Annotated in this window: 24 protein-coding genes, 1 tRNA gene and 1 other RNA gene; 18 read left to right on the top strand and 8 right to left on the bottom strand. The window is 52.9% G+C overall.

Annotated features, from left to right (window positions below; translation table 11 throughout):
• The first annotated feature begins 36 nt into the window (after positions 1-36).
• From VMT71_01945 to VMT71_01970, 6 genes are all read left to right on the top strand, one after another.
• Positions 37-1,935 carry a hypothetical protein gene (locus VMT71_01945; protein ID HVN22706.1) on the top strand — a complete coding sequence of 633 codons (1,899 nt, stop codon included), beginning with the start codon at positions 37-39 and terminating at the stop codon, positions 1,933-1,935.
• 4 nt (positions 1,936-1,939) lie between these two features.
• Positions 1,940-3,064 carry an LAGLIDADG family homing endonuclease gene (locus VMT71_01950; protein HVN22707.1) on the top strand — a complete coding sequence of 375 codons (1,125 nt, stop codon included), beginning with the start codon at positions 1,940-1,942 and terminating at the stop codon, positions 3,062-3,064.
• A 6-nt stretch (positions 3,065-3,070) separates the two neighbouring features.
• Positions 3,071-3,613, top strand: coding sequence for a hypothetical protein (locus tag VMT71_01955; GenBank protein ID HVN22708.1), 543 nt, complete (start codon positions 3,071-3,073; stop codon positions 3,611-3,613).
• Positions 3,614-3,648: 35 nt separating this feature from the next.
• On the top strand, positions 3,649-4,278 hold the full coding sequence (locus VMT71_01960; GenBank protein HVN22709.1) for a TPM domain-containing protein: 630 nt from the start codon (positions 3,649-3,651) through the stop codon (positions 4,276-4,278).
• A gap of 123 nt (positions 4,279-4,401) precedes the next feature.
• On the top strand, positions 4,402-4,824 hold the full coding sequence (locus VMT71_01965) for a nucleoside recognition domain-containing protein (GenBank protein HVN22710.1): 423 nt from the start codon (positions 4,402-4,404) through the stop codon (positions 4,822-4,824).
• Entirely contained in the window at positions 4,815-5,234 is a 420-nt protein-coding gene (locus VMT71_01970; protein HVN22711.1) for a hypothetical protein, read from the top strand. Before VMT71_01965 ends, VMT71_01970 begins: the two co-directional genes overlap by 10 nt.
• Here VMT71_01970 and hisS read toward each other — a convergent pair.
• Together hisS and serA are read right to left on the bottom strand one after the other, a co-directional pair.
• Positions 5,220-6,482, bottom strand: a complete 1,263-nt coding sequence (gene hisS, locus VMT71_01975; GenBank protein ID HVN22712.1) for a histidine--tRNA ligase — start codon at positions 6,480-6,482, stop codon at positions 5,220-5,222. The two genes, VMT71_01970 and hisS, sit on opposite strands and share 15 nt — an antisense overlap.
• Positions 6,483-6,550: 68 nt before the next feature.
• Positions 6,551-8,173 carry a phosphoglycerate dehydrogenase gene (gene serA, locus VMT71_01980; GenBank protein HVN22713.1) on the bottom strand — a complete coding sequence of 541 codons (1,623 nt, stop codon included), beginning with the start codon at positions 8,171-8,173 and terminating at the stop codon, positions 6,551-6,553.
• Between the two features lie 804 nt (positions 8,174-8,977).
• On the opposite strand from serA, the gene VMT71_01985 reads away from it, so the two are divergent.
• The 10 genes from VMT71_01985 to recR all read left to right on the top strand — a co-directional run bounded on the left by VMT71_01985 (position 8,978) and on the right by recR (position 16,730).
• The gene (locus tag VMT71_01985) at positions 8,978-10,108 is read left to right on the top strand and encodes an ABC transporter substrate-binding protein (GenBank protein HVN22714.1); all 1,131 of its coding nucleotides are present in this window, start codon (positions 8,978-8,980) and stop codon (positions 10,106-10,108) included.
• Between the two features lie 226 nt (positions 10,109-10,334).
• Complete coding sequence (locus VMT71_01990) at positions 10,335-11,225, top strand: branched-chain amino acid ABC transporter permease (protein HVN22715.1); 891 nt, start codon at positions 10,335-10,337, stop codon at positions 11,223-11,225.
• Complete coding sequence (locus tag VMT71_01995; GenBank protein HVN22716.1) at positions 11,222-12,187, top strand: branched-chain amino acid ABC transporter permease; 966 nt, start codon at positions 11,222-11,224, stop codon at positions 12,185-12,187. The genes VMT71_01990 and VMT71_01995 overlap by 4 nt, the downstream gene beginning before the upstream one ends.
• Entirely contained in the window at positions 12,184-12,957 is a 774-nt protein-coding gene (locus VMT71_02000; GenBank protein ID HVN22717.1) for an ABC transporter ATP-binding protein, read from the top strand. The genes VMT71_01995 and VMT71_02000 overlap by 4 nt, the downstream gene beginning before the upstream one ends.
• On the top strand, positions 12,951-13,679 hold the full coding sequence (locus tag VMT71_02005) for an ABC transporter ATP-binding protein (GenBank protein ID HVN22718.1): 729 nt from the start codon (positions 12,951-12,953) through the stop codon (positions 13,677-13,679). The genes VMT71_02000 and VMT71_02005 overlap by 7 nt, the downstream gene beginning before the upstream one ends.
• 33 nt (positions 13,680-13,712) lie before the next feature.
• Positions 13,713-13,805: transfer RNA gene (locus VMT71_02010), tRNA-Ser, on the top strand.
• A gap of 95 nt (positions 13,806-13,900) precedes the next feature.
• Positions 13,901-13,998: signal recognition particle sRNA small type (gene ffs, locus VMT71_02015), an RNA gene on the top strand.
• Positions 13,999-14,178: 180 nt separating this feature from the next.
• Entirely contained in the window at positions 14,179-15,777 is a 1,599-nt protein-coding gene (gene dnaX, locus VMT71_02020; protein ID HVN22719.1) for a DNA polymerase III subunit gamma/tau, read from the top strand.
• A gap of 11 nt (positions 15,778-15,788) precedes the next feature.
• The gene (locus tag VMT71_02025; protein HVN22720.1) at positions 15,789-16,103 is read left to right on the top strand and encodes a YbaB/EbfC family nucleoid-associated protein; all 315 of its coding nucleotides are present in this window, start codon (positions 15,789-15,791) and stop codon (positions 16,101-16,103) included.
• A 6-nt stretch (positions 16,104-16,109) separates the two neighbouring features.
• The gene (recR, locus tag VMT71_02030; GenBank protein ID HVN22721.1) at positions 16,110-16,730 is read left to right on the top strand and encodes a recombination mediator RecR; all 621 of its coding nucleotides are present in this window, start codon (positions 16,110-16,112) and stop codon (positions 16,728-16,730) included.
• A 90-nt stretch (positions 16,731-16,820) separates the two neighbouring features.
• Here recR and VMT71_02035 read toward each other — a convergent pair whose 3' ends face one another.
• Positions 16,821-18,104: a radical SAM protein gene (locus VMT71_02035; protein ID HVN22722.1), complete on the bottom strand. Its 1,284-nt coding sequence runs from the start codon at positions 18,102-18,104 to the stop codon at positions 16,821-16,823.
• 292 nt (positions 18,105-18,396) lie between these two features.
• Between VMT71_02035 and VMT71_02040 the strand changes: the two genes are divergently transcribed.
• Together VMT71_02040 and VMT71_02045 are read left to right on the top strand one after the other, a co-directional pair.
• Positions 18,397-19,041 carry a DUF4912 domain-containing protein gene (locus VMT71_02040; GenBank protein HVN22723.1) on the top strand — a complete coding sequence of 215 codons (645 nt, stop codon included), beginning with the start codon at positions 18,397-18,399 and terminating at the stop codon, positions 19,039-19,041.
• Positions 19,042-20,667 (top strand): 1,4-alpha-glucan branching protein domain-containing protein, encoded by a 1,626-nt coding sequence (locus tag VMT71_02045; GenBank protein HVN22724.1) that lies wholly within the window; start codon positions 19,042-19,044, stop codon positions 20,665-20,667.
• 107 nt (positions 20,668-20,774) lie between these two features.
• On the opposite strand, the gene VMT71_02050 is transcribed toward VMT71_02045, so the two are convergent.
• The 5 genes from VMT71_02050 to VMT71_02070 form a co-directional block, all read right to left on the bottom strand.
• The gene (locus tag VMT71_02050; GenBank protein HVN22725.1) at positions 20,775-21,086 is read right to left on the bottom strand and encodes a hypothetical protein; all 312 of its coding nucleotides are present in this window, start codon (positions 21,084-21,086) and stop codon (positions 20,775-20,777) included.
• A gap of 95 nt (positions 21,087-21,181) precedes the next feature.
• Positions 21,182-21,826 (bottom strand): fructose-6-phosphate aldolase, encoded by a 645-nt coding sequence (fsa, locus tag VMT71_02055; protein HVN22726.1) that lies wholly within the window; start codon positions 21,824-21,826, stop codon positions 21,182-21,184.
• Positions 21,827-21,973: 147 nt separating this feature from the next.
• The gene (locus tag VMT71_02060; GenBank protein HVN22727.1) at positions 21,974-22,210 is read right to left on the bottom strand and encodes a hypothetical protein; all 237 of its coding nucleotides are present in this window, start codon (positions 22,208-22,210) and stop codon (positions 21,974-21,976) included.
• Complete coding sequence (gene folK / locus VMT71_02065) at positions 22,207-22,710, bottom strand: 2-amino-4-hydroxy-6-hydroxymethyldihydropteridine diphosphokinase (protein ID HVN22728.1); 504 nt, start codon at positions 22,708-22,710, stop codon at positions 22,207-22,209. The genes VMT71_02060 and folK overlap by 4 nt, the downstream gene beginning before the upstream one ends.
• 3 nt (positions 22,711-22,713) lie before the next feature.
• Positions 22,714-22,905, bottom strand: a complete 192-nt coding sequence (locus tag VMT71_02070; protein HVN22729.1) for a twin-arginine translocase TatA/TatE family subunit — start codon at positions 22,903-22,905, stop codon at positions 22,714-22,716.
• Positions 22,906-22,941 lie beyond the last annotated feature (36 nt).

Consider the following 22,941-nt stretch of genomic DNA (forward strand, 5'->3'; position numbering starts at 1 on the left):
ATTGACTCAAACAGAACAAACAGCTTATCATTACCTATGCATCGTTCAATAGTCAGGAATAGCCTTCTGGCGCCTGTCTACCTCGAAGAACTGCGCGCGTTTCCGGGGGAGGATGCAGTCTATGCGAGCCTGAGAGAGATCTTCCTCCGATTCGATCAGGCAAGGTCATTCGCCAGTGAGGTTCAGACAGAGACGCAGCTTGTGAGGCCGATACTGAACATCCTGGGGTACTCCATCGAGCCAAAACCGAAGTTCTTTGAGGACCAGGTGAAAGGGCCTGATTTCGCTTTATTTTGCTCGGAGGAGGAAAGGCTGGTCAATTCCAAGCGGTGGGGCACAAAAGAGTTTTATCGCAACTCAGCGGCACTCCTATCAGTGAAAAGATATGGTAGAAACCTGACTGAAGGGATCAGTGGCTTTTACCTCGATTTCGAGAACAGGATTCCTGTATACCAGGTATTCTATCTCGTGCTCAGGGCGCAGACACCGTGGGGCATACTGACGAACGGGAAGAACTGGATCCTCTTCAAGCGGCCGCGGATGTTAGAGAAACGAATCATTGAATTGGATCTGGGTGGTGAAAATGGCCCGATGGAGAGAGACACTCTTCACCTTTTTTATCATCTCTTCTCCTGCGTCGGCATTGCCAAGAGCCTGCCGTCACTCATGGAGGAAGAGCGGAACCGGGCTATTGATATTTTAAAAGAAAAGAAAGCGGCCGTCGCAACAATGCTTGAAGGCATTCATAAGAAAATAGAGATTTATCCCCGACTATTGCCCCTGTGCAAGGAGCTCTTTCCGGGATGGAAGTTCCCGTTGACCGAAACGTACTTGAAAGAGAGAAACAGGCCGCTGCCGCCTGATGTGTCAAGGGGCACGGAACCGCATCAACAGACTCTCAATTCACATGACGGCACCGAGATCTTTACGTACCTGCTCACAAGAAAGGCGCCTGCTCCGTTCGACGTGGAGGCGATCATCCTGGAGGGTGTAAGGACTGTATTCACAAAGGAATCATTGTTCGGTTTGAAAATACTCGATATGACACCCGGATGCGGTGCCGTCCTGTCAGCCCTGATGGAAGGGTTACTCTATCTTGCATCTACGCTGCCGTACCGGGATCGAAACACCTTTGTCGCTGAATGGGAGAACGAGCGGACCGTGAATCGCTATATCCTCGATCACATGCTGTATGGTGTAGAAAAATTTCATGTGGCCTACGATATTCTCCACAACAACACGAGAATCCGCTTTGGAGAAACATCGAGAAACTACCGTCTCGGAGACGCCCTGCTCGGCATGTCGCTGACTGATCTCGCAGGGCTCACTGACGGAAAGAAACAAACAGGCCTTTTCTCGCAGCCGCCGGAAAAGGTGATCCAGGAATTCAGAAACCTCTACAAGACTTACTTCTCTCTTTCGGACCGCATAAAAGAAGATATCGAGATGAAGCATGAGCTTCAGGTGCGCCTGGACACGTATGCAGAACGCCTCCGGGATATTCTCGACCTGCTCACAGCATCCTACTTCGTCAAGAAAGCTGAGGAGAAAAAGACCAGCGAGCTCTTATACGAACTGGAAAGTGCTGAATCCAAGTGGCAGAGCATGAGGCAGCACGATTGGTTCGCCTCATTGAAGGAGTTGGCCAGGCTGCATGGTTTCTTTCACATGGAGATAGAATTTCCACTGCTGCTTAACGATGCCTTCGACCTCATCATTGTCCAGCCGGCTCTTGCGTACGCGTGGGAAGAGAAGGTCCCCGTCCTCGAGGTTGCGAAGGCGTATGTCAAGCGCGCATCCGCTTATCTGAAAAAGGACGGCCACATTGTATTACTCACCGGAGAAGGCTCCGGCAAACTGACGGAAGAACTCCTCAAGTCGAAGAAGTATCAGGTGAACCCGAAAGAGACATACATCCTTCTCAAGAAAGGTTAGTCTCATGGGGGAGTCCAGGGTAACGAACCAGTCCGTTGCGATGGATACGTTCGTGATGACAGATCGCGGAGCCCGGCAGGTGCACGACCTGCTCGGCAAAGCCAGCACACTTATGGTCGACGGAAAACCGTTCTCAACAAGCGGTAGAGGATTCTTCAGGAGTGCGAGAAGCACACTCTTACGGGTCGAGACAGAAGAAGGCTTCTCAGTCAGGCTCACCGGAAACCATCTCATTTTGAAAGTTGCCTCGTCAACTCGTTCGACTGTCCGCGCGGAGTGGATCGAGACGAAGAATATCAAACCCGGAGACAGACTTCTTTTGCACAATCACCGATATTTGGGCAACTGGCAGGGTGACTTCGGTGAAGCGGAAGGGTATGTCGCAGGCCTCTTGCTCGGTGAAGGTCCGATCAAAGAGGACACATCGGTGATTTCAATCCGCATGCCCTCTTGCAGTGAACGGCTTGCCCGCAGCACGGCAGAGGAGGCTGACCCCCGCGGAAAACCGCAACCCGGAAGCCTGGTCGAAGCCCCGCATCCCGACGAGATGGGAGTATCGTTCGGTCGTGTGAAAGAAATGGCCCTGCGACTTTCAGTGCTGCCTCAAGAGAAACAGATAACGGCGGCCCTGGAGAAATGCTCGTCAGACTTCTATCGGGCGTTTTTGAGAGGGCTCTTCGACTGCGACGGTTCGGCGCAGGGCACTCAAAAGAAAGGGATCAGCATCCGTCTTTCGAGGAGAGACGTCTCTTTTCTGGAGGCTCTTCAGCGCATGCTCCTGAGACTCGGTATCGTCGGCAGAATCAGCCAGGAGAGAAAAAACGAAGAGGAGATACCTGCAGCGCAGAGCGAAGAAGAGAGCCCGTCTCCAGCCAGGAGGCGCCATGAATTGCTGATCACCAATAACAACGTCCAGTATTTTGATCGTCTGGTGGGCTTTGCCAATGCTCACAAGCAGGCCCACCTCACAAAGCTCCTGACGAGTTACAAGCGGGTGCTCAACCGGGAACGCTTCACGGCTACGGCCAAGAAAATAACCCCTGAGCCCGACGATGACGTCTGCAGCGTCCGCGTGCCTGGCGTGAACGCGTTCGACGCCAACGGATTTTACGTGCACAGTGCCGGCTGACACGCGATGATAACGTGGGTTCTGCTCGCCATACTGGCTATTCTTCTTCTCCTGGTTGTCGGTGCCTTTATTGGACGACACCTCAGATTGAGAGCTTTTTTTGGAACGGTGGCTGCAACCCTCTGTGATCCCGGTAGCTCGCAGGTGAGCTTTTTCGTGAGGACATTCGTGGTGAGGGGTGCTGTCGATGGTCATTTTGTGCGCTTCACGACCACGGGCGACGTCAGAGGCACCGGCATGGCCCATACTTATCTGCTCTTGGAGCATCCCATTCGAGGCAATTTCAGATTCTATCATGGAAGCGACATCGCACTCATCCCTGCAGAGATCAGGAGCCGTGTTGAGGCAATCGAGCAGATTCCCGGGTTTTACGCATTGATCTTTACCTCCAGGAAAACACCACTGGCGGCCAGACTGCTTTCCAGGCCGATAGGCCTTGGCTACAAGCCCGGGCTCCTGCTCTGCACAGTGGAAAAGGCTTCTTTCGAACCGGATCTGCTCCGAAAAAGATTTGGGCTGCTGATAGACCTTGCACTGCACGGGGCATAGTGCGGTCAACAAATGCTACGCCAGGGGGATTGGTAATGAAGGTACGAGCAAAGGATTTCTTCAGCAAGGCCGAGAAAACTGCGATCAGACATGCAGTGACTGAAGCCGAGAAGCAGACTACCGGCGAAATAGCAGTCAAGGTGGTTGACGCCTGCGATCGCTACAGAGATGCGGAAATACTGGGCAGCGTTCTTCTTTCTGGTCTCTTTGCGCTCATTGCTTCCCTGCTGCTCAACCACACCAGTATCTGGTTCTACATACCTGTGACATTTGTCCTCTTCTTTCCCTCCTGGTATCTTTTCAGGAAAGTACCTCACCTGAAACTTGCGCTGGTAAGCGACCGAGACGCCGCGCATGAAGTGAGCGAGGAGGCTATTCATACCTTTTACGAGAGAGGACTTCACCGCACGAAACACGGCACAGGCGTCCTGATATTTATCTCGCTCCTGGAGCGCAGGGTCTGGATCCTCGGAGACAAAGGCATCAACGACAAGGTAGCCCCGGCATTCTGGAACTCCCTGGTGACAGAGCTCACAAAGGGCATTCGGGAAGGCAAGGCTCTGGACGCGCTCTGCTCTGTGATTGCAAAATGTGGGACCGAATTGAGTAAGCATTTCCCGGGCAGACATGACGTGAATGAGATCGATGACGACGTAATCTGCTGATATCAGTTTGTCGCGGCACGATCCGACTCAGCACCTTGTTCACAGCCGGGCGCGGTTTATGCTTACGCACTCTTTCCCATTCCAATTGTGCGCCTCATCGGATAGAATATACCCCGCTGCATTATGGAAATAGGGAAACCCTTACAAAGAGGGCTGACAAATGGCCTCTCCATCACCTTTATGATGGTAAAGGTGATCGTGCCCTGCTATATCGCTATCGAAATCATCAAGCACTCGGGCCTGATAGACATAATCAGCAGGGCCTGCACGCCGTTTATGAGCATCTTCGGTCTTCCGGGAGAGGCAGCGCTCTGCCTCGTCGCGGGATATATCATCAACATCTATGCCGCTATAGCAGTGCTGACGCCTCTCGGCCTGCCGGCGAAAGATGTGACGGTGATTGCGCTGATGCTCGGCATCTGTCACAGCCTGACCATAGAAACACCGATCACAAAGAAGACGGGCGCAAATGCATCGCTCTTGCTGCTCGTCAGGATCGCCCTGAGTCTATTCTCCGGAGTGGTGCTGCACCTGCTATGGAAATGATCCTGAACGCCCTGCGAGATTCGCTCTGGCTTACGGTAAAGCTCCTGCTTATCATCCTTCCGCTTACTATTTCCTACGAGTTTCTGAAGGAGCGCGGCCTCTTTCGCGGAACAAAGCCTTTCTTCTTCGTGGGTATCACAAGGCCCGGCCTGCTCCCGCTTGTTACAGGGGTCATCATCGGGCTTACCTACGGGGCGGGTGTCATCATACATGCTATAAAAGAGCACAAACTGGGCAAGCGCGAAGTATTTCTTATACTGCTTTTTCTTTCCGTGTGCCACGCAATCTTTGAGGATACCCTGCTCTTTGTTGTTATAGGTGCGAACGGCCTGATCGTAGTTGTTGCACGACTGATACTTGCGGCAGTGTTTACCTATCTGGCGTACAGATCCAGATTATTCGAGGGCTAGCGCTTCGAGCCGGTCCGCAAGACCCGCAACATCAAGAGGGATCTCAGCCTGCTTGCCACTTCGCATATTTCTCACAAGGATGACCCCTTTTTCAATCTCTCCATCACCAAGGATCATCGCGTAATCGGCGCCGATGCTGTCCGCGTGCCTCATCTGCGACTTTAGCGACTTGGGATCAGGCGAGTAAGAAACCGGCACATCCCCCTCCACAAGGGCTTTCATGATAGGAATGCGGAAAGCAACAGGTTTCTCCCCAATCAGCGCGAGATAGTAGCGCGGCTTTTTCAAAGCCTGAGACGTGGCCATGAGCGACGCCAGGCGTTCCATGCCTATGGCAAAGCCTATTCCAGGCACGCTGGGCCCTCCCATCTCTTCAACAAGGTTGTCGTAGCGCCCTCCGGCGAGAAAGGCTTTCTGCGCTCCGAGCTCTCCGGACGTAACTTCAAAAACGGTCCGGGTGTAGTAATCAAGGCCCCGGACCAGTCTCTTGTTGACGAGGAGGTCCACGCCGAAGTCGGCCAGGTACTTAAGAAGTGTTTCGAAATGTGCCCGGCAGCCTTCGCATAGATGGTCGAATAGGAGCGGCGATTCTTTCACAAGGTCTATGCAGGATGTGACCTTGCAGTCAAAGATTCGCAGGGGGTTTCTGGAGAGCCTGTTCCGGCAGTCGGGACAGAGAGCCTCCATCTTTTTTGAAAAGTAGGAAACCAGCACCTCCCTGAAAGGCTCCCGGCATGTTTTGCAGCCCACGCTGTTTAACTCCAGCGCGTATTGCGAAACTCCAAGCCGGCCGAGGATGAGCGCAATTGTCCAGAGCAGTTCCGCATCCACGATCGGTTCGGCCGCACCGAATATCTCCACATCCACCTGGTGGAACTGTCTGAAGCGTCCTTTTTGCGGCCTTTCGTGCCTGAACATTGGCCCCATCGTGAAGAGCCGGCTGATCCTCTCTTTTGCCTGCAGTCCTTCCTGCAGGTAATGGCGCACCACTCCTGCGGTTGCCTCAGGCCGCAGGGTCAGCGAATCACCGTTACGGTCTATGAACGTGAACATCTCTTTTTCAACGATGTCTGTGGTATCGCCAATGCTCCTCTTGAAGAGTTCGGTCTTTTCCAGAATGGGAATGCTGATTTCACGAAATCCGAGCCGCTCCAAGATGGCCCTCGAAACAAGCTCCATCCTGATAAACTTCTCGGCCTCTTCACCACTGATGTCTCTGAATCCCCGCAGGGAAGTGATTTTCTCCATCCTTCTGCGTAACCTTTCCTAACTCGTAACCGGTAGTTTCTTAACCCGCAACTCCAAACGATTCCTTCCTACAACTTTACGATTCTTGCCTCGATCATCCCGTCAATTGCCAATATATCATTGAGCACGCTCTCGGGAATGGGGCTATCCACCGAGACAAAGCCTAAAGCTTCACCAGTCATCTGCCTTGAAAGCTCAAAGCTCGCTATATTGATCTGGTTATTGCCGAGAATCGTACCGACCTTCCCGACAATCCCTGGCCTGTCGAAATTCCTGAAGTGGAGAAATGTTCCCTCCGGGATTACGTCAAGCAGGAACTTGTTATACAGCACGATCCGGCCCACGTTATCCGCAAACACAGTTCCTGCGAAGGTGTTCTCCCTCTTGTCTGTTTTAACCGTGAAAACAATGAGGTCGTTATACTTGTCGAAATGGTCTGTTTTGGACTCTTCAACATCTATATTTCTGTCCTTGGCAAGATAAGGAGCGTTGATAAAGCCGACAGTCTCTTTGAGTGTCACCCCGAGAAAGCCCTTTATCGCCGAGATCGTGAAAGGCTGATAGCTGAAAGGCACGTCGAATTTGCGCTCGCAGAGATCCTCTTCAAAATTCTTCCCCACCATCACTATTCTGATTTCCTCAGGTCGGCCGGGCGTTATCTGTGCAGCGAGCTTGCCCATCTTTTCAGCAAGATCAAAATAGAGCCTCATCCTGTCTGTAAGCGCTGATTTTATGAATGGTATATTTACCGCGTTCTGATAAGGCTTGCCGTGCAGAGCATTGCACACCTGCTCCGCTATGATCACCGCCACGGCCTTCTGTCCCTCCATTGTGTTTGCGCCGATATGGGGCGTGGCGAACACGTTCTCCAGTTCCAGCAGCTTGCTGCTCTGCGGCGGCTCCTGCTCAAATACGTCCACGCCTGCAGCAAAAACCTTGCCTGATTTAAGGGCTTTGTACAGGTCGCTCTCATTTACTATGCCGCCCCTGGCGCAATTAACGAAGATCACACCTTCCTTTGTCAGGTCGATCTCCTTTTTCGTGAGCATGTTTCGCGTCTCGGGGGTCAGCGGTGTATGAAAGGAGATCACATCAGCCTCCCGCAAAAGCTCCTCAAGGGAATCGCAAAGTATCACGCCGACTGCGTCAGCCTTGCTTTTCTTGATGTAGGGGTCATAGGCAATCACTCTCATACCAAAACTCTTGGCCCGCACCGCAACGTTCGTCCCTATCCTGCCCAGGCCGACGATGCCAAGCGTCTTATTGTACAGCTGGATCCCCATGAATCTCTTTCGGTCCCATTTGCCCGATTTCAAAGACTCGCTGGCGAGTGGTATTTTTCGTGCTGCGGCCAGCATGATGCCCAGGGTCAGTTCAGTAGCGGCAAGCGTGTTGCCTGTAGGCGCGTTCATGACAATGATGCCCTTCTTGCTCGCGGTCTCTATATCTATGTTGTCAAGGCCCACCCCGGCCCGCCCTATAATTTTCAGCTTTCCCGAATTTTCCAGCAGATCAGCCGTAACTGCCGTCCCGCTTCTCGTGATGATGGCATCGTACTCGCCGATGATCTTTGCCAGCTCGGGATTCTTAATCCCCGGCCTGACATCTGCCTGTATTGTCCCGTCGCGGGTCAGGATGTCGAGTCCTTCCGGAGCAACATTATCCGTGACCAGTACTTTGAAACGATCCATTGTTACACCTGCTGTTGCAGAAATGTTTGCTGTAGTGCACAAGCATCATACCATCCGGACCCGCCAAAATCAAGGCACTGCAGCGGGTCAGGCCGGGGGTGAGCTCACTCTCCAGAGCCGTGGGAAAGGCTGGGGGTCACCCTGTAAGGTCAAAGGGGACTAAGCCTTTGGACGATAACCGAACCTCCAAAGCTCCAATATTCGGCTCCCGGACGTGTACAAAATGAGAGGAGCATTTGCAGTCGGACGAGCCCAGTTTACGACCGAAAAGAGTGCCGAACTGGCTCACTGTAGAGAGCGTTTCGCATTCGGCGTGCACAGACAGGTAAATAGCTTGCACCGCTACATCCCTCCGGCAGGTAATGTAATCGATATGCCAGAACCGGTTCTTCCGTTTTTTCACGTGGCGCGCAAGTCTCCGGTGTAAGCCCCTTTTAGCCGAACCAACGTAAAGATAGAGGCCTTCTTCCATGAAAATGCTCCTCTTATGCACCCGGACTGCAGAAGAGTGCCTCTTTTCGATAACCAGCACATACGTTGTGAGCACGCTGAATCGTAGCAGAAACATCTCGGGCAGTCTACCCCGAAATCACCGGTTCTTTCCCGGCTGCCTACCCCATACCTTCTCCTATAGCGTGCTGTCCAAATATCTGTTTGCAAGGTCTCCTTTTTTCTTGTTTAATATAGAGGCGGTTTGCAGCGCAACTCGCAAGCTTTCCCCTATCGCGGTAAAATGGGTGTTCGCTGCCAGGCACTGAATGACCGATGGTGCTGCCGCGGCCTGGAACACAAGGAGGAATACCGGTGAAGAGATTGGCTATGAGCGTGGGAGTGACGTTGGCGCTACTGATCGCGTTCACTCACGCGTCTGCAAAAGAGATTGTTAAGCTGGGATTGATTACACCCCTTACCGGCGATGTAAAGACATTCGGTGAATCGTCCAAGAACGCGTTTCTGATAGCAATAGAGGATTACTCGAAGACGGGCAAGTACCAGATCACGCAAGTCATAGCCGATGACAGGAATGACGCAACCGAGGGAACGAATGCAGCACTTAAGCTCATCACCCAGGACAGGGTTGCCGGCATTATTGGTCCCTTGACCTCGAAGATTGCCATACCGGTGAGCGAAATCGCAGAAAAGAACAAAATACCCATGATCAGCAATGCTGCCACCAGCCCGAAGGTTACCGTATACGACGGAAAAAGAAAGGCATATGTCTTCAGGTCGTGTTTCACCGATCCGTTTCAGGGCAGTGTTGTTGCAAATTTCGCACTCAAAGATTTGAAGGCAAAAACAGCGGCCGTGCTGTACGACGTGGGTAATGATTACTCAAAGGGTCTTGCCGAGTTCTTTAAAGCCACGTTCGAGAAAGCCAAAGCCACGATTGTCGCGTATGAATCTTATCAGAAAGACGATGTGGATTTCTCAGCGCTTATCACGAAGATCGGGATCAAAAAACCTGACGTCATCTTCCTTCCGGATTACTACAACAAGGCGGCTCTCATCGCGAGGCAGGTGCGAGAGAAGGCGTTGAAATCGCCATTATTGGGAGGCGACGGGTGGGATTCACCAGATCTGATCAAGATCGGCGGTTCGGCCATTACGGGTAATTACTTCACAAATCACTATTCTCCGGAAAGAAAAGACAAGGTGGCCGAGGCATTCATCGCGAAGTACAAACAGAAGCACAACGCAGTTCCCGACGCGCTCGCCGCGCTTGCCTACGATGCGGCTATGATCTACCTGCAGTCGCTGGACAAAGCAAAGAAGCCCGCACCTGAAGAGGTAATGAAAGTTTTGACCACCCTCAAGGACTTCAAGGGAGTCACCGGTACTATATCTTTTGATAAGAATGGCGACCCGGTAAAATCAGCCGTGATTCTGCGAGTAGAGAAAGACGGATTCAAGTACGTGACAACAGTAAACCCGTGAATCCATTTTTCTTGTCCGGGCTCCGGCTTTCGCCGAACGTCGTCAGGAGAGGCCCTTGGTTTTGAAGCGACATAATGGGCACATATACTGATTATTCGCGGCAAGTAAAAAGCTCCAAATGCGAGGCGCTCAAGCCACGAGGAACGGAGGCGTACTGGGATGTACGTCGGAGAGACGCGGGGCGCAGGCAACGACGCAGATGGACTTTTGACGCCGCCGCACCCTGATGGAAACACTAAGTTACGTCTTGCAACAGCTGATCAACGGCCTTCAGTTAGGCGCTGTCTATGCGTTGATCGCCCTCGGCTACACCATGGTATATGGCGTGCTGAGGCTCATCAACTTTGCCCATGGCGACATTTTTATGTTCGGGGCCTTTACGGCCTACTATCTCATAGCCAAGTGGGATGTACCGATCTACCTTGTGTTTCCAATTACCATGGCGGTCACAGCCACGCTCGGCTTCCTCATCGAAAAGATCGCCTATAAGCCTTTGAGGTCGGCGCCGAAGATCGCCCTTCTTATTACTGCGGTGGGCGTATCTCTCTTCCTGGAATACTTCCTCAGCCTCAACAGCCTTTTTACGCCAAACTACATAGGGTTTCCGAGACCCTTCGAGGTTACCGGCTACGAGCTTCCGCTTTTCACCGTTACTAACGTCCAGATTATAATCTTCGCCGTGACAGCGCTATCTCTGGTGCTGCTCTATCTGCTCATTTATCACACAAAGCATGGTCGGGCCATGCGCGCCCTCTCTCATGACCAGGAAGTAGCCTCGTTGATGGGCATTCCGGTGGATGGGATCATCTCGTTCACATTCATTGTAGGCGCAGCCCTTGCAGGCCTCGGGGGTATCCTTTACGGCTTCGCCTACCCTCAGATCAACGTATTCATGGGCATCATGCCGGGAATCAAATCATTCATAGCTGCGGTGCTGGGAGGCATAGGCATCATCCACGGCGCCGTATTGGGAGGATTGATTATAGGCGTTTCAGAAGTTTTCGTCTCCGCCTTCCTCTCGTCCACAATGCGCGACGGGGTCATATTTTTCATTCTCTTTCTCGTTCTTCTCTTGAAGCCGAGTGGCATTTTCGGAAAATGGATCGACAAGGTATGAGCTTTTTTTCAAGCGCAAAGAGATTCCTGATCTGTTCGGCTATCGCCTACCTCCTCCTGAAAGGACTCTTTTTGAGCGGCTTGCTCACCCAGTATATCCAGCAGATAATTCTTTTTTCTTTCATCGCCATTCTGACCTCGCTGGGCCTCAACGTCATCTACGGTTACACCGGCCAGTTCTCTCTGGGTCATGCAGCATTCTACGGCATCGGCGCATACACCGCAGCATACCTGGGCGCGCTTTTTAAGGTGGATTCCATCTTAACCTTCCTTCCCGTTCTTTGCCTGGCGGGCGCCATGGCCGGGTGTGTAGGCTACGTGGTCGGCGTTCCCATCTTGAGACTGAGGGACGACTTCCTCGCAATCGCTACGCTGGGCTTCGGCATTTTTGTAAAGGTGCTCTTTGATAATTCGGACAGGGTGTCCGAGGTGCTTGGCGGATCGCGTGGTTTCATCGGCATACCCAAGATCGTGAACCTTGAGGTAGCCTTCTTTGCCATGGTGTTTCTTATCCTCGTGACCCGAAACCTTATTTTTTCACGCTACGGCCTTTTCTGGCAATGCATCAAGGATGACGAGCTGGCGTCCACCGCATTCGGCATTAATACGGCCAGAATGAAGCTCATGGCCTTCACCTATGGCTGCGTACTCGCAGGCGTCGGCGGGGCTCTCTATGCGTACCTGTACTCCTTCCTTCATCCGTCAAATTTTGATTTTCTCAGGTCGATCGATTTTTTGATAATCGTGATCGTCGGCGGCATGGGAAGCATCACCGGCACCATATACGCAGGGCTGCTTTGGGTCGCGTTGATAGAGGGGTTGCGGATCGGCCTTCCTGCCCAGGTCCTTGAATTCAGGTGGGTGCTCATTCCCCTATTTCTGATCATTGTCATGATGTGGAAGCCCTACGGGCTTCTCGCCCGAAAAGAATCAAAATTTCTCGGCCTGGGCGGGAACGGATGAAAGCCCTGGAGGCCAGCGGTCTTAAGAAGAGTTTTGGAGGTGTACAGGCAGTCGACGACCTTACGTTTTCCGTTGAGGAGCACGAGACACTCGGCATCATAGGCCCGAACGGGGCAGGCAAAACAACGCTCTTCAACCTGATCACTGCCATATACAAGCCTGACGCCGGCAGCGTCACGCTCTTCGGTGAGTCGCTGCGCGGCGTGCCTGCGCACCGCCTTTCCCATCTGGGTATAGCAAGAACGTTCCAGAACCTGCGCCTCTTCAACAGCCTCACTGCTCTGCAGAACCTTACCGCCCCGATACTGGCCATGAAAGGCTACGGGTTAAACGCTGCCATCTTCAAAGGACACCGCTACGTAAGCATTGAACGCTCTGCCGAGGAAAAGGCACGTACAATACTGGACTTCTTTCAGCTCTCCGCCAAAGCGAACCTGGCCCCTAACAATCTCCCTTACGGCGATCAAAGAAAACTGGAGATTGCCCGGGCGCTCTGCACCGGTCCCCGGCTCCTGCTCATCGACGAGCCGGGCGCCGGCATGAACCCCAAAGAAATCAGGGATCTGCTCAAGATACTGCGGCAGGTTAAGGAGCACTTCCGCCTCACCATCGTCCTGATAGAGCACCAGATGGGCCTCGTCATGAATCTATCCGACCGGGTGCTTGCCATGGATTTCGGTGAGAAGATCGCAGAGGGCACGCCGGCCGAGATCAAAAAGGACAAGAGGGTCATCGAAGCTTACCTGGGGGATGAATCAATAACATGCTGATGCACATCTCTCATCTTTACGTGAGGTACGGCTCTCTGCGGGCCCTGCATGGCGTCAGCCTCGACGTGAACGAAGGAGAAATTCTGTCGATCATCGGCGCAAACGGTGCAGGGAAGACAACCCTCCTTAAAGTAATCTCCGGACTCCTGCGCGCCGAGTCGGGTGACATCGACTATCATGGCAGGAACATAAGCAAAGAGCGGCCGGACCGGTTGGTGCAGATGGGCATCTGCATGGTGCCTGAAGGACGACGCATTTTTCCGAACCTCAGTGTGAAGGAAAACCTTCAAATAGGCGCTTATACCGTGGGGAGGCGCCTGCGCCATCAATTGCTGGACCTGGCGCTTCATACGTTTCCGAAACTGAAAGAGCGGCTCTCGCAACATGCAGGTACACTCTCCGGAGGAGAACAGCAGATGCTAGCCGTAGGCCGGGCATTGATGGGCAACCCTCAACTTCTCCTTCTGGATGAGCCTTCCATGGGGCTTTCACCTCTCATTACAAAAGAAATCTTTTCCCTCATCAGGACTATTAACAGAGAAAAGAGCATTGCCATGATCCTCGTTGAGCAAAACGCCCATATGGCCCTGGAACACAGCCACAGGACGTACGTGCTCGAGACAGGAAGAGTAGTCATGGAAGGCGCATCTGATGTCATCAAGTGCGATCCGGCGGTCATCGAAGCCTACCTCGGGTTTGAGGCCGATGAACAACCCGCTTGAGTAGCCCCTTTCGGTATGCTATAACAATCGCAAGGAGAGATGTCCGAGCGGCTGAAGGAGCACGACTGGAAATCGTGTGCACGGGCAAAACTCGTGCCGAGGGTTCAAATCCCTCTCTCTCCGCCAGATTTTAGTGTCTAGTGATTAGTGGTTAGTGGTAAAGATCCCTTGTGGCTGTCACTAAACACTATACACTGAACACCAGTCCCTGTAATTAAAAAAGCCGGGCCCTGCGCAACGTGATAGCTACGAACCCCGTCAGGTCCGGAAGGAAGCAGCGGTAGTAGTCACTCCGTGTGCCGCAGGTAGCCTGGCTTTAAATAAATAGGGTCACGGGGCATGGGTCACGGGTCACGTAAAGACTCCAATGGACGCATTAAGGGTTTGGGCAACAAATGGATTCCGATCGTCAATCTGAAGCAAACGTAACCACCCGCTTCCCTGTCTTCCTCACCGGACCCTTGATCTTTGACCCATATTCCATAATCCTGGTCTCGACATGAGCACGTATACTGTAATCGCCCGCAGATGGCGGCCCAAGACGTTTGAGGATGTAATCGGTCAACCCCACATCGTGACAACCCTCAGAAATGCAATGAAGTCCGGAAGAATGGCTCATGCCTACCTCTTTTCGGGACCACGCGGCGTAGGCAAGACCTCTGTAGCACGGATTCTTGCAAAGGCCGTCAACTGCGTCCACATCAAAGATGGCGAGCCCTGCAACGGCTGCGAAAGCTGCAAGGCGATCGACAGCGGGGGATACGTCGATGTCATCGAGATCGATGCTGCATCAAACCGGGGCATCAACGAAATAAAGGAACTGCGGGAGACGGTACGCTACCTTCCGATGGAGGGTAAGTACAAAGTCTATATCATGGATGAAGCCCACATGCTCACCACCGAGGCGTTCAACGCGCTGCTCAAGACATTGGAGGAGCCACCGGGCCATAATATCTTCATCCTCGCGACAACGGAACAGCAGAAGATCCCGTACACCATAATGTCCCGATGCCAGCGGTTCGATTTCAGGAGGATCTCTGAAGCGGAGATCATCCAGCAGATGCAGCGCATCTGCACTGAAGAGGGGATTATCTTCGATGAGAAGGTGTTCGGCTATATCGTCAGAGAAGCTGACGGGAGCATGCGGGATGCCGAGTCGATCCTCGATCAGGTCATTGCGTATAGCGGCGATCATATTTCCGAGAGAGATGTCACAGACGTGGTAGGAGTGGTAGAACGGCAGCTCGTCTACCAGATCGTAGGATCAGTGATCGCCCGGGACGCGAAGAGCGGTCTCGCAGCCATCGAGCGCACGCTTGAGCAGGGATACGATGCGTACCAGGTGTATAAAGCTCTCGTCTCCTTTCTGAGAGACATGCTCATGATCAGGGTGTGGGAAGGAAAGCCACCCTTTCTCTTTATCGACGACGCCGAGTGCAAGCAGATGGTCGAACTGGCCGGTCCTCTGGAATACTATGAGCTGCAGAATATGCTCAACTACGCGCTTCAGGCTGAGGATCTTGTGAGGGGAGCCTTTCCCAAAATCTCCCTGGAAATCCTCTTTATTAACCTCTACAACCTCTCTCGCTTGAGAGAAGTAGAGCATGTTCTCAGCAGTGCTCCTCAGGCTGTGCCCCAGCGAACTACGCCCCCGGTTGAACGGCAGGCGCCGTCGGCTCCCGACCCTGGCAGCACCTGCGCTCCTGAGACCAAACAGCCGGTCCGGCCGGCAGCACGGCGCGAGAAGGAGGAAGTGGATGCATCTGTCCGCACGGATCAGCCTCCGCCCGTAGTGCGGGCCTTTGAGCAAAGTCCCAGCGCTGAGGCGTTCCTTGAGTTTCTCAGGAATGAGAGCCCGGTGATCGGCAGTTCATTCCACGTGCTCGAAATCCGGATTGAAGATAACAAACCTGTCATCCTGCTTGATAAAAAGTTTGGCTTTGTCGGAAAGGATAACAACACAACAAATGAACTGAAGAGACTGGCGGCCCAGTTTTTCGGCAAGGAAGTCAGTCTGCAATTCTCTGATACGAACGGTACCAAAGAAGACTCTCTCGAAGATTATGTGAAAGAGGCAGAGTCCCTATTTAACGTGTAAAGGAGGTCCGAATGACAAAAGGCTTTGGACAGCTTCTTAACCAGGCAAAAAAGATGCAGGAAAATTTCCAGAAGCTTCAGCAGGAGATGGAAAAGAAGACCATAGAGGCGCAGTCCGGTGGCGGTATGGTGACCTGTGTGGTCAATGGTAAGCAGGAGATAGTCTCGCTCACTATTTCAAACGACGTGTGGCAAGAGCACGACAAGGAGATGCTGGAAGATCTTGTCGTCGCTGCCCTTAACGAAGGGCTCGAAAAATCCAAAGAGATGTGGAAAGAAGAGCTCGCCAAGATTACCGGCGGGGTTCAGCTGCCATTCGGTCTCTAATCAGTAATGTACTACCCTGAACCCATAGAACGTCTGATAGAGCAGCTGACAAGGCTTCCCGGCATAGGGAGAAAGACCGCGACAAGGCTCACCTTTTTTCTTTTGCACGCCAACAATGCGTACATCGCCGACTTATCGGAAAGTATTGCGCAATTAAAAGAGAAGATACGTCTCTGCAGCACCTGTTTCAATATCACTGACACTGATCCGTGCCAGTATTGCAGGGATGATCACCGCGGCAGGGAAGTTATCTGCGTCGTGGAAGAACCGTCCCACATCATGATGATAGAGTCTTCCAACCCCAGAGTGTATCGGTACCACGTCCTGCACGGGGTGATAAACCCTATAGAGGGCATAGGGCCAGAAGACATCAGGATCCCTGAACTCACACAGCGAATCGAAAAGGACGGCGTTGCAGAACTGATTATAGCCACCAATCCCACGATAGAAGGAAACACAACCGCTCACTACATAGCCGAACTCACAAAACCTCTTCACGTAAAGATCACCCGCATAGCCTCGGGAATTCCGGTGGGCGGAGACATTGTCTACACTGACCCTCTCACATTGAAGAGCGCGATCGAGAACAGAAAGAGTCTCACTGACGATTCCAAGTCTCCCGATTGACAGCGTTCTCCTCCCAAAGAGTCGACCTGCGGAAAAAAGAACACTGTTATTCAGATAATCACGGAGTGCTCCTGCGACATGGGCTGTGGGCTAATGAGCACAATGCCGCAGGGCAAACGCATAGGCCAGATTCAGCGGCAGTGTCCAGTGCAACTGGACGGGTGAACGGGACAGGCGTTTGCAGACGCTGCCCAACGAATAGAAACGCTCATTGGCATACTGGAATCCGGCCAGCAGCGTCTCGGGACTCATGAGGCGGGGCTGGAATACCACGTCGGTCCTTCCATTGTACCTGCTCCAGTCCTTCGTGAGAATCCTGTCCTCCCCTTCCAGGCGATTGTAGAGACGAGTTCCCGGAAACGGCGTCAGGATATTGAAGGTCGCGTTTTGCACTCCCGCTGCCTCCAGGAAATCGAGTGTCTCCCCGAATACTGCTTCGGTGTCATGATCAAACCCGAAGATGATTCCGGCCTGCACCGATATGCCATGGGCGTGGATTCTCTCGATGGCCTGCGCGTATGCATCCACCCGGTTGAACCCTTTTGAAACTTCATTAACGCTGGCCTGCGTAACCGACTCGAGCCCGATGAAGAGTTGCTTGCACCCACTGCGCGCAGCCAGTTCCAGGAATTCATCGCTCTCGGCTGCATGAATACTTGCCTGGCTGCTCCACCATTTACGATACGGAGCGAGAGCCCGGAAGAGACTCTTCGCGTACTCCATGTCACTGGCGATATTATCATCCCACAAGATGATGACTTTGCCGCGGAATGAAGCGTACTCGCACGCGACGTCGTTCACCGGGCGTCTGCGCGGCCGGCACTGATACATCACCGCGAGAGCACAAAAATCGCACCGATTCGCACAGCCGCGCGTGGCAAACAGAACCCCCGCGGTATGGTCTCGCCGGTGGAGAAGGTTATGGCGCGACATCGGCAACTTGTCGAGAGCAGGCGGCTCAGAGCAGCAGTAACGGTCGTGATACTGTCCGGCTTCAAATTCCTCAAGGAATCGCGGCCAGTGAAACTCGGCCTCCCCGACAAAGATAGCATCAGCGTGCAGACAGGCTTCATCAGGCATAAGGGTCACATGCGGTCCGCCCAATGCGACGGTGACACCCCGCTGGCGGAAGGAGTCTGCAAGTTCGTACGCATGGGGCGCACTGGGTGTGTGAAACGTGATGGCAACAAGGTCCGCATGTGTATCGAGGTCAACGGGTTCGATTGCCTCATCAACGTGGCGAACCTCCCAATAGGGAGGCACAAATGCAGCGAGATATGGCATGGTGATCTGCTGGAAGTTGAGGACCCGCGACCGCCTCACCCTTTGCATGTCGGGAGATGAAGCGGTTATGAGAAGCAGGCTCTTTCGCATCGAACACATCAGTGATTCATTCTTTTCCGGCTCTCAGCTTATACTCCAGGAAAGCATGGCGTCAAGGGAAGACAAACGCGCCGGGCCAGCTGAAGTTTCCCGAGAGGAACGCTTCAGCGCAGGTGAGCTCTATGCGGTTGGCAAATGCTTTCGGGGTTTTCGATCGTGTGGTATAGTAAATGAGATGCGCGCCAGGGATACGCGGATGGTCCCCAAAGGGAAAAAACAAGCGAGATCAAGGCCACTCCGAGAGCGTAGAGCGCAAAAGATTTTGCTTCCGCCGAGGAAGCATTTGACGGTAGCAGGGGAAAACCGACCCGTGGCCGTGGACCGCACAAGGCTGGTCTTGCTTACGGTCGATCCCTATGTTATCCATGCGTACTGGACTCTCTCCTCACGCGCCGCCACCACGGCAAGGCTCCAGCTAGGAAAGGATTCCGAGCGGTCAGAGGCAGTCTTGCGTTTCTATGACACCATGTGCCTGCCGAGCGGCAGCCCGGGTATCTCGAACTCCTTCGATATTCCTGTCGAGCTCAATGCGCATAACTGGTACGTGCACCTCTGGGCTTCCGCGAAATCATACTGGGCCAGCCTCGGGTTGAGGACAGAAGATGGTCGTTTCTTCCCGATAGCACGATCTAACCTTGCGCAGACACCTCGGGCCGGTATCTCAAACGGCGGAAAGGAAAGCTTCATGCTGGTCAAGGGCAACTACGATCATATTGAGCAGATTCAGAACACGGCCGGCCCGTACGGGAAGGAAGAGCCGGTTCTGGATACAACACGTGATCCCGGAAGGCCACTCTTCACAGACCCCTCAGCAACGTTACGCGTAGGGAGCCCGAGCGTCGATATTGCCGCAATAAGCGAACGGGCATTCATCTGCGGGGCCTTCTCATTATTGGGAGTCCCGGGGTCAGGGAGGATAGATAAATAGGTGGAAAAAGGGTACCTGGCCTTTATTCTGCACGCCCACCTTCCTTTCGTGAGGCATCCGGAATATGAGGATTCGCTTGAAGAATACTGGCTCTTTGAAGCAATCACAGAGACCTATATTCCCTTGCTTGCCATGCTTGAGAAGCTTGCCGGTGAAGGCGTTGCTTTTCGTCTGACATTTTCTCTCACGCCTACTCTGGCATCAATGCTTGAAGATTCACTTCTGCAGTCCCGTTATCTGAGAAGGATCGAACACCAGATTGAATTGGCAGCCAAAGAAATGCAGAGAACGCGGCACCAACCGGAGTTCCACCGGTTGGCCCGCATGTACTACGAAAGTTTTTCCAAAGCAAAGGAACTCTTTACCTCCCGCTATAAACAGAACCTGCTTCAGGCTTTCAGACGTCTCCAGGAACTGGGCTTCGTGGAGCTCATTGCAAGCGCTGCCACACATGGTTACCTTCCCTTGCTGTCTGTCAACCCGTCTTCGGTCAGCGCGCAAATCCGGGTAGGTGTTGACCGCCACAGAGAAGCATTCGGACAAAGGCCTGGGGGGTTCTGGCTGCCGGAATGCGGCTATTATCCGGGAATCGACACCTTCTTAAGAGAAGAAAAGATTCGCTACACCATTCTGGAGTCCCACGGAATCACCCGCGCTGATGTGAAGCCGATATATGGTGTCTATGCCCCTCTCTACTGTCCCTCTGGTGTTGCCGTTTTCGGCCGGGACCCCGAGTCTTCAAAACAAGTCTGGAGTTCGGTCGAGGGTTACCCCGGCGATTTTGATTATCGCGAGTTTTATCGCGACATAGCATACGATCTTGAGTTTGAGTATATCAAACCGTATGTCCATGAAGCAGGTATTCGTATCGACACAGGTATTAAGTATTATCGCATTACAGGTCAGGACCGCAGCAAGGAGGCTTACATTCCAGAACGGGCGGAGCAGAAGGCGCACATTCACGCAGAAAACTTTCTCGACAACCGGGAAAAACAGATCGATTTCCTGGCGTCCGCGATGGACCGTAAACCGATCATTGTCGCGCCGTATGATGCCGAGCTTTTTGGCCATTGGTGGTTCGAAGGTCCCATCTGGCTCGAACATGTGATCCGCAACGTCGCTTCAAAAGGAGACGCGCTTCGTCTCGTCACGCTGTCAGAATACCTGGAAATGTATCCCATCAACCAGGTTTCAGTTCCCTCCATGTCGAGTTGGGGCTACAAGGGGTTCAGTGAAGTCTGGCTTAATGGGAGCAATGATTGGATTTATCCCGACTTGCACCGGGCAGGCGATCTGATGGCGGAAATGGCACGGGATTATCCTAACGCAAAGGGTATCACCCGAAGGGCGTTGAACCAGGCAGCAAGAGAGTTATTGCTGGCACAGGCAAGCGACTGGGCATTCATGCTCAAGTTAGGCGTGATGACGGAGTACGCAACGAAGAGGACACGAGATCATCTGCTTCATTCCGAACGTCTCTTCCGCGAGGTACGAGACGCGAGTGTCGACAAGGCCTGGCTCTCGTTGATAGAAAGCAGGGACAATATTTTCCCGCACATTGACTACCGGGTATTTTCCCGGCCAAAGCAAAAGAGTGTCCACCCGCGCGGATCAGATGATGCCTGAGCACGGTAAAGCTTTTCGCACGTCTCAAGATTCTTTAGGTTGGCCTGAGGGTCTCTCGCATCTCTGTAGCAGACTTCCGATCAAGCAACCTGGCAGACTCCCGCCACTCATCCTTGGTCCGATCCGGCCTCAGACACGTAGAACCGGCCGTCCGCAGTACTGTGCAAGATACCTCTCTCTTTTAGAAACCGGAGCGCCTGGGGCCTGTAGTCACGCGGCTTCATGAGCCTGTCGAAGAATCCCAACGGCGCAAGCCCCAGATCGGCCAGTGTCCGAGCACCCTGGGCGTTGACTGCGCCGTGCTGGCGAAAGATTCTGATCACTTTGTGCGATGCCCAACGCGTCATGACGACGGGAATGACGAACAAGCCCAGAAAAGCGAGTATTGAGAGCGCCAGAATAATGAGAATGTTGTTCATTGCAGAAATAACCCAATCACGTGCCCTCCCCTTTCGAGCCGGCGATTATGATGCGCAGGTTGCCCTATCCAGGCTAAAGCATCGCAATCCCCGCATCACTTTTTCAGCGAATCGTAATCCTTGAGGAACCTCTCCAGGCCGATATCCGTCAGCGGATGTTTCATCAGTTGCTTGATGACCGGGAAGGGAATGGTGGCTATGTCGGCTCCCATGGTGGCTGCCTCGAGTACGTGAAGAGGATTTCTCACGCTTGCGACAATGATCTCAGTTTCAAAACCGTAATTCGAGTAAATGGTGGTGATGTCGCCTACTATGTCCATGCCCGCTGTCGAAATATCGTCAAGCCGGCCCACAAACGGGCTCACATAGTCCGCTCCTGCCTTTGCAGCAATCAATGCCTGGACAGCCTGGAATATCAGGGTCACGTTTGTCTTGATTCCTTCCTCGTGCAGTGTCCTTACTGCTTTCATCCCTTCCTCGGTCATGGGAATCTTCACAACGACCTGCTCACCCAGAGAAGAAAGCTTTCTGCCTTCTGCTATCATACCCTTTGCATCAACGGCCAGCACCTCGAGGTTCACCGGTCCATGCACAAGGGAAAGTATCTCCTTGATGGTCGCTTCTGGATCCCTCTTTTCTTTGGCAAGCAAGGTTGGATTTGTGGTCACCCCGTCGACAAGTCCCATTTCCAGGCCTTTCTTGATTTCGTCCACATTTGCCGTGTCCAGGAAAAACTTCATAGGTGCGCCTCCTCGCATTTTGATGGAAATATCAAAACCGCAATGGCTTCAACTGCCTCTTGAGCTGCGTGGGCATCATAACACTCTCCAGGCGGCACTGCAAGAAGCACGTCGCAACCAGCAACTCAGAACTCATAACGCGTCTCTTCAGCGCTTCAGTTCTTTAAATTTCTCCATGCACGCTATACTGCAAAAATAATTGATTCCCTCCGAGGTCCGCAAAGAGAGTTCCTGCCGCTGCGCCACATAGGCTCCACAGATCGGATCCTGCTTGAGCACTTCAGACTGTGGTTTCGACATGGGTGCAGCCTTGAGATTCTTGTTTTTCTTAATGAGATACCTGACCAGCAGTATGATGATAATAATGGGTATAAGATACTTCATGAAGAAACTCCTTCGTTGAATTTCCGTATGGCCTGCTCCGGACCGATCTCATCAAGAAACTCCTTGAGGGGCCGTCCCAGACGGGGATGAATCGCGTGAGGTTCTATCTCGAGCAATGGCACCAGGACGAACTTCCTCTCGTGCATCCGGTGATGCGGCACAGTCAGATCGGCAGTCTCAAATGTGAGATCATCTATCAGGAGTATATCCAGGTCTATGGTGCGCGGGCCCTGCGGTACGTCCCTTACCCTTCCCATAGCAGACTCAATATCCTGGAGAAGTGTAAGTAACTCGAATGGCGATCCATGCCATCTGATCCGCAGTACGCAGTTGAGAAACTCTTCCTGAGGCACAGGTGAAACAGGCGAGGTGATGTAAAACGAGGACAAGGCCGGGAATTCGGTTCTCCGGTCAGCGGTAATTCGTTCTAGGCTCGATGTGCAGTTGCCGTGCCTATCGCCAATATTCGAGCCTATGCCGATGAATACAGTGTGGGCCACGGTTTATGGGGCGGGCTTTTCTTTATCCTTATCGTTCTTGGGGGTAACGTCTATCTCGTCGTCTTTTACCGACCTCTTGAAACTCTTGATGCCCTTGCCTATCGCCCCACCGATCTCCGGCAGCTTGCCTGCACCGAAAATGATCATGACGATTACCAGTATAACGAGAAGTTCAGGAACTCCAAGGCCAAACATTTCTTCACCCTTATGCGCTAGGATATCACTTTTGCC

Source organism: Syntrophorhabdales bacterium, from assembly GCA_035541455.1.
GTDB lineage: Bacteria > Desulfobacterota > Syntrophorhabdia > Syntrophorhabdales > WCHB1-27 > JADGQN01.

Bases quoted from the DNA above. Each gene is read 5' to 3' on its own strand.
- VMT71_01945 (HVN22706.1), top strand. From the start codon at position 37: ATGCATCGTTCAATAGTCAGGAATAGCCTTCTGGCGCCTGTCTACCTC.
- VMT71_01950 (HVN22707.1), top strand. From the start codon at position 1,940: ATGGGGGAGTCCAGGGTAACGAACCAGTCCGTTGCGATGGATACGTTC.
- VMT71_01955 (HVN22708.1), top strand. From the start codon at position 3,071: ATGATAACGTGGGTTCTGCTCGCCATACTGGCTATTCTTCTTCTCCTG.
- VMT71_01960 (HVN22709.1), top strand. From the start codon at position 3,649: ATGAAGGTACGAGCAAAGGATTTCTTCAGCAAGGCCGAGAAAACTGCG.
- VMT71_01965 (HVN22710.1), top strand. From the start codon at position 4,402: ATGGAAATAGGGAAACCCTTACAAAGAGGGCTGACAAATGGCCTCTCC.
- VMT71_01970 (HVN22711.1), top strand. From the start codon at position 4,815: ATGGAAATGATCCTGAACGCCCTGCGAGATTCGCTCTGGCTTACGGTA.
- hisS (HVN22712.1), bottom strand. From the start codon at position 6,482: ATGGAGAAAATCACTTCCCTGCGGGGATTCAGAGACATCAGTGGTGAA.
- serA (HVN22713.1), bottom strand. From the start codon at position 8,173: ATGGATCGTTTCAAAGTACTGGTCACGGATAATGTTGCTCCGGAAGGA.
- VMT71_01990 (HVN22715.1), top strand. From the start codon at position 10,335: ATGGAAACACTAAGTTACGTCTTGCAACAGCTGATCAACGGCCTTCAG.
- VMT71_01995 (HVN22716.1), top strand. From the start codon at position 11,222: ATGAGCTTTTTTTCAAGCGCAAAGAGATTCCTGATCTGTTCGGCTATC.
- VMT71_02000 (HVN22717.1), top strand. From the start codon at position 12,184: ATGAAAGCCCTGGAGGCCAGCGGTCTTAAGAAGAGTTTTGGAGGTGTA.
- VMT71_02005 (HVN22718.1), top strand. From the start codon at position 12,951: ATGCTGATGCACATCTCTCATCTTTACGTGAGGTACGGCTCTCTGCGG.
- dnaX (HVN22719.1), top strand. From the start codon at position 14,179: ATGAGCACGTATACTGTAATCGCCCGCAGATGGCGGCCCAAGACGTTT.
- VMT71_02025 (HVN22720.1), top strand. From the start codon at position 15,789: ATGACAAAAGGCTTTGGACAGCTTCTTAACCAGGCAAAAAAGATGCAG.
- recR (HVN22721.1), top strand. From the start codon at position 16,110: ATGTACTACCCTGAACCCATAGAACGTCTGATAGAGCAGCTGACAAGG.
- VMT71_02035 (HVN22722.1), bottom strand. From the start codon at position 18,104: ATGCGAAAGAGCCTGCTTCTCATAACCGCTTCATCTCCCGACATGCAA.
- VMT71_02050 (HVN22725.1), bottom strand. From the start codon at position 21,086: ATGAACAACATTCTCATTATTCTGGCGCTCTCAATACTCGCTTTTCTG.
- fsa (HVN22726.1), bottom strand. From the start codon at position 21,826: ATGAAGTTTTTCCTGGACACGGCAAATGTGGACGAAATCAAGAAAGGC.
- VMT71_02060 (HVN22727.1), bottom strand. From the start codon at position 22,210: ATGAAGTATCTTATACCCATTATTATCATCATACTGCTGGTCAGGTAT.
- VMT71_02070 (HVN22729.1), bottom strand. From the start codon at position 22,905: ATGTTTGGCCTTGGAGTTCCTGAACTTCTCGTTATACTGGTAATCGTC.